Raw genomic sequence first — 5,205 nt, 5'->3', positions numbered from 1 at the left:
GCTTTTTGTCGATGCTCATACGTGGGTCTCCTTATAGAGCAGTTACCACGCCAGAGCACAAAATTCAGGACAGTCCCCACGACCACCACGCGCGTGCTGACCATCATGATGGCGCGCGACTGGTAGGGGAGGGGACACCCCTACTGACTGCCCAGACGATGAAGGCCCGCTGCCCCTCAAAAGGCAAAGCGGGCCTTCTGTCGTTGTGATCCCCGAAGCCGGGGATTGGTCACGCGCGTGAACGCGGGCCGCATCTTACCCATCTGGAAGGACATCCTATGACCACAAGCTTTGCCCCCCTCACCGTCGCCATCGGCGATCTGACAGCTCACCCCGCAAATGTGCGCAGCAATTCCCCGGAAACCTATGATCCAGAAAACATCGCGCATCTGAAAGCCAGCATCGCTGTGCTGGGTGTGCTCCAGCCGCTCCTCGTCCAGAAACTCGACGGCAAATACGCCGTCCTCGCCGGCGGCCGGCGCCATGCGTCGCTAAAGGAGCTGGTCGCCGACAAGGCCGCCAAGGGGTTCACCGCCAAGACCAAGATCGACTGCCGCCTCGTGCCAGAGGATTGCGATGTCACCACGGCCCTGTCGCTCGCCGAGAACGTCACCCAAGCCCCCATGAATGCAATTGACGAGTTCGAGGCCTTCGCCCGGATGATGGAAGTCGACGGCCAGACGCCTGAGACCATCGCAAAGACCTTTGGCACCACGGTGGCCGCCGTGAAAGGCCGGTTGCGCTATGGCCTTATCCACCCCGACATCCGCGCCGCGGCCCGGGCCAAAGTGATCACGCTCGACACAATGAAGGCCTTTGCCGAGCACCCAAGCCAAGAGGCGCAACGCGAGGTCTTCGAGGCGCTCACGAAGGATGGCGGATATCTGCAGGCCTACACCGTCCGTCAGTCTCTCAAATCCCGCGGCGTGCAGGTCAGCGACGATATCGGGGCCTTCGTGCGCGAGGAGTATGAGGCCCGCGGCGGAGCGATCGCAGCCGATCTGCTGGAAGAGCATTCCGTGCTGGAAGACGCCGCGCTCGTCGAGACCATCCTGCTCGAGAAGCTCAGGGCTGGACCTGTCCCGCTTTCGTGCCGCCCCAAGTGCTCGTTTAAGCCACTTTCCGTTCGAAGGCGACGGGGCTTTTCCAGCCCAATGCTGAGTGGCGTCGCCTTGGGTTGTAAAAGCCGTTGATGTATTCAAAGATCGCCATCTCAGCTTGCCGCCGTGTTTCCCATGACCTGCGCCAAATGAGTTCAGCTTTGATGGTTTTGAAGAAGGTCTCGACGGCAGCATTGTCGTAACAATTGCCCTTGCCAGACATCGACACCTTGAAGCCGTGCTGGCGCAGAAGTTTCTGGTAGTCGTGCGAACAATATTGCGACCCGCGATCCGTATGGTGGATGCAGCCCTTGGGCGGTGCCCTGAACGCAATTGCCATCTTCAAAGCCCGTATTGCCAAGTCTCGTTTCATACGGTTGCTGACCGCCCAGCCGATCACGCGCCTTGAATGCAGGTCGAGGATGACAGCCAAATACAGCCATCCCTCACGCGTCCAGACATAGCTGATGTCACCGGCCCATTTCTGGTTCGGTTGGTCAGCCATAAAATCCCGGTCCAGCAGGTTTGGCGCAATATTGAACTTGTGATCACTGTCTGTCGTCACCTTGTGTTTACGGGTTCGCACCACGGATATGCCGTTCTGGCGCATCAAACGACCCATACGGCGGTGACCGACATTCAGGCCGATCTCCTTCAGTTCTTCTGTCATGCGCGGCCTGCCATAGCTGCCCAGGCTGAGACGGGATTGTTCTTTGATGTGCGCCAAGGTGACCAGATCAGACCGCTGTCTGCGGCTGGCAGGACGGCTTCGGAATGCTCGCAAACCGCGCGAACTGACACCGACAACGTGACACAAGCGGTTCACGGGGAAGTGGCTCCGGTGTTCCTCGACAAACCTAAATCTCATTGCTTTAGGCCCGCAAAGAACTGGGTGGCTTTTTTTAGGATTTCCCTCTCCTCCTTGAGAAGACGGTTCTCGCGCCGAAGTCGCTCATTCTCTTGGGCGAGGCTCAAATCCTCTTTCGACACCACGTCTGTGCCTCGGTGCGCGGTGATCCATTTGTTAAGCGTCGACATGCCAACACCCAGATCGTCAGCCACCTGCTTGCGCGTCAGCCCACTCGTCAGTGCGATACGCACCGCATCTTGGCGGAATTCGTCCGTCCGTTTCAGTCCCATAGTCAGTCTCCTTTGGTGCAGTAAATGCTATCAAAGGAGCGGCATCAAACCGCGACAGGTCCACCCAGACCTGTTTTGGCAGCAAAGGCCGTTTTTGACCAATGATCCGCCCATTGTTCCAGGCTCTGCGTTTCGGGGTGGTTGCGGGAAGTTGGAAGTTGGACTCTTGGCATGATATGCCCAATCCTCCCTCCGCACCCAATCATCAACACCGCGCTGATTAGACGATCCTACAGTTTGATCGAAGGGCCGGTGTCAGAGACTCACACTGGCAGCCTTTGTTGCGCGAGCATTGGGCGGCTCAGAGCCCAGTGTTCCAGATGCTGCACGATGCGCGAGTGTCGGTTATCGACTTCACTACGCCTGCGCGCGCGTAATCTCACGGATCAGATCACTTGTCTCTGGTCTCGTCGCTTGGTGCCGATAACGAAGGGCAGAAACAGTGCGCGAAATTTCAAGGCCGTCGATGGGTATCGACACGAGGCCCATGTCTGCGGGAATTGCCGTGGTCGGCAAGATCACCGCACCTGACCCTTGCCGAGCAAGTTCAACTAACCAATCCACGCGATTTGACCGATAGGCCGCGTAGAGTTCGTGACCATGGTCCGCACACGTCCCATGCAAAGCATCCCGCATTTCGCAATTTGGTCGGTCAAGCATATCAGTTTCAGCAAGCGTCGAAAGGGAGATGGCATTTAGTTCAGACAACGGATGCGACTTTGACACCACCACTCTGTAGTCCTCTTCATAGAGATGGTCTATTCTATAGAGGTCTTCACTAACCTTCTCTGCTGTGACCACGACATCAAAATCACCATCGCGCAACCCGGCCAGAAGCTCAGACGAAGATGCCACGATCAATTCAATTTCAGCTTGCGGCAACCGCGCACGAATACGCTCCATAGCTGCCGAAATTCTGCTGTGTCCAATCGTTTCGCCGACACCGACAGAGATTGGAACCCGCTCCAAACGCATATGACGGACCGCCTCTGCCTTGGCCTGTCGCGTTTCATCATAAATCTTCTCCAGCCTTGGCTGTATGAGTTTTCCGAGGGCCGTAAGCCTGCATCCCGCACGGTCCCTTACAAACAGGTCACCTCCAAGCTCGCCTTCAAGTTTCTTGATCGCAGTCGTCAAGGAAGGTTGGGAGACATTGGAGGCACTGGCTGCATGGGTAAAGTTTCGGTGCTCGCAGACAGCGAGAAAGTACCTGATTTGGTTCATTTCCATTGCCGCATTCTCCGTCACATCTCTATCCGGGCCATCAAAACAGCTTCGATAGCTCGTGTCTATCAAAGAATAGAAGTTCGGAATTGGAGTCCGACGCATCCGGCATGGGACAAGAGTGCATCGAAACCAAACACGATGAACTTCAAATCAGGAGACGACCATGAAAACGCAAATCCTTCAGACACTCGCCGCACTGGCTCTGATCACAACTTCTGCAACTGCACAGGACAACCCAATGGAAAATCACACTGCCAGCTACATCGCCATGCCCGCCGCCGAAGGCCAGACCGAAGCATTCGCTGAGTTTCTAGCCGGAGCGGCCCCGACTGTGAAGGAAACCGAGCCGGGCACTGTGCTTTGGTTTGCACTTCAAGCTGACGATACACTCGCTATCTTTGACATCTTCGCGGATGAAGAAGCACGCAATGCTCACTTCTCAGGAGCTGTTGCCGCGGCCTTGAGCCAAAACGCTGACGCGCTGGTCGCCGGGGGATGGGACGACGGTGTTGTCGCGAATATCAACAACTCCGATGTCCTGTCGGTGAAGGAGCCGGTTGATCTCTACACGGCAACGACCGCAACTTACATCAAGCTCGAAGCTGCTCCAGGCAAAGGCTCCGAACTGGCAGCCTTGCTGACCGCAGCTGGCCCCATCGTCGCGGACACCGAACCCAAGACACTGTTCTGGGCGGCGCTGCAGATTGACGGGAACAACTTCGCCATCTTCGACATCTTTGCCGACAACTCAGGCCGCGAAGCGCACTTTGCCGGACAAGTCGCCGGACTGCTGAATGAAAAGGCTTCCGAATTGGTCTCAGGCGGGTGGGACGACGGTGTGGTGGCAAACGTCCACAATTTCGACATCCTCGCTATCAAGTAATATTGAAATGACTTGAGAAAGAAGTGCCTGGTGCAACGCATCGGGCGCTTTGCTGTTTGAATTCAGGTTCACCCTAAAGCGGCCGTTCGAGTAACTGCAGCGAATTGGGGCTTCGTCCGGGACCTGTGAATTGCCCATAAAAATCTCGCTGCGCGATGTTCGAATGGCCGAGTTTGCGGCCGCACTGCGGCACGCCAGACCGGGCACTTGCAGCAATTTTCGTGCTGCGAGCGCGCGCAGCGAAAAATAGTAGTGACCGCCTTGGGCTCTTCGGTTGCATTGGCTGCAGGCGACACGAACGTCTGCAATGACCGCCGTTTTCTTAGAACACACCAACGTAGAAAAGGGGAACCGTGGTCCCACGGCTCCCCTTTCTGTTCAGATCGTCTAATCTCGCGCGTTGATCACGCCACCAGCGACAGCCCCACGCCTGCATCCTGCGATTGCTCACCGCTGTCGATGAACGGGATGATCGAGAAGGTCTGCCCGCCGCGCTGCTCTTCGTTCTGCACGGCGTTGACGCGCAGGTCGCCATCGGGCGTGTTGATAAGCAGCGACAGGTAGTCGTTGCCAATTCCCGGCTGCTTTTCGCCATCCAGGCCGAGCCGACGCGGATCGGCTTGCCACGGGGCGATCTGACCTCGATCCGGTAATCGGGGTGGGTCTCTTCTGACTTGTAGTCGTTCTCGATCAGCATGAACTACAGATCGAACGGCATCGTCAACTTATCGGATCTTGCTGAAAAGGAGCTACACCGCCCTGGTCAAGCGGCCATCAGCACACATGTGATGTCGTCCCAAATGCTGTGAGCATCTGAGCGAGATTGTCGATAGGCAGGGGCGGACAGTTTGTGGC

Annotated in this window: 3 protein-coding genes and 2 pseudogenes; 2 read left to right on the top strand and 3 right to left on the bottom strand. The window is 56.9% G+C overall.

Translation table 11 applies throughout. The annotated features are described in order from the left end of the window. Positions 1 to 278: 278 nt before the first annotated feature. A pseudogene (locus ACGYK9_RS19040) lies at positions 279 to 1,073 on the top strand (ParB/RepB/Spo0J family partition protein); the annotation flags it as partial. A gap of 37 nt (positions 1,074 to 1,110) precedes the next feature. On the opposite strand, the gene ACGYK9_RS19035 reads toward ACGYK9_RS19040, so the two are convergent. Both ACGYK9_RS19035 and ACGYK9_RS19030 read right to left on the bottom strand, forming a co-directional pair. Continuing rightward, a protein-coding gene (locus ACGYK9_RS19035; protein WP_394415237.1) for an IS3 family transposase occupies positions 1,111 to 2,240 on the bottom strand; the annotation gives its coding sequence in 2 pieces (ribosomal slippage) (positions 1,111 to 2,006 and positions 2,006 to 2,240; 1,131 coding nt in all). A gap of 357 nt (positions 2,241 to 2,597) precedes the next feature. Continuing rightward, positions 2,598 to 3,470: a LysR family transcriptional regulator gene (locus tag ACGYK9_RS19030; protein ID WP_394415234.1), complete on the bottom strand. Its 873-nt coding sequence runs from the start codon at positions 3,468 to 3,470 to the stop codon at positions 2,598 to 2,600. Positions 3,471 to 3,630: 160 nt separating this feature from the next. On the opposite strand from ACGYK9_RS19030, the gene ACGYK9_RS19025 reads away from it, so the two are divergent. Beyond that, positions 3,631 to 4,350 carry a hypothetical protein gene (locus ACGYK9_RS19025; protein WP_394386448.1) on the top strand — a complete coding sequence of 240 codons (720 nt, stop codon included), beginning with the start codon at positions 3,631 to 3,633 and terminating at the stop codon, positions 4,348 to 4,350. Positions 4,351 to 4,754: 404 nt separating this feature from the next. Here the strand turns inward: ACGYK9_RS19025 and ACGYK9_RS19020 are convergent. Continuing rightward, positions 4,755 to 5,050 (bottom strand): annotated as a pseudogene (locus ACGYK9_RS19020) (DUF736 family protein); the annotation flags it as partial. Positions 5,051 to 5,205 lie beyond the last annotated feature (155 nt).

Origin of the sequence: Sulfitobacter sp. 1A15258, assembly GCF_043557045.1 — a bacterium.
GTDB lineage: Bacteria > Pseudomonadota > Alphaproteobacteria > Rhodobacterales > Rhodobacteraceae > Sulfitobacter > Sulfitobacter faviae.
The sequence above is the reverse complement of the archived record's forward strand: the minus strand, read 5'-3'. Positions and strand labels throughout refer to the sequence as shown.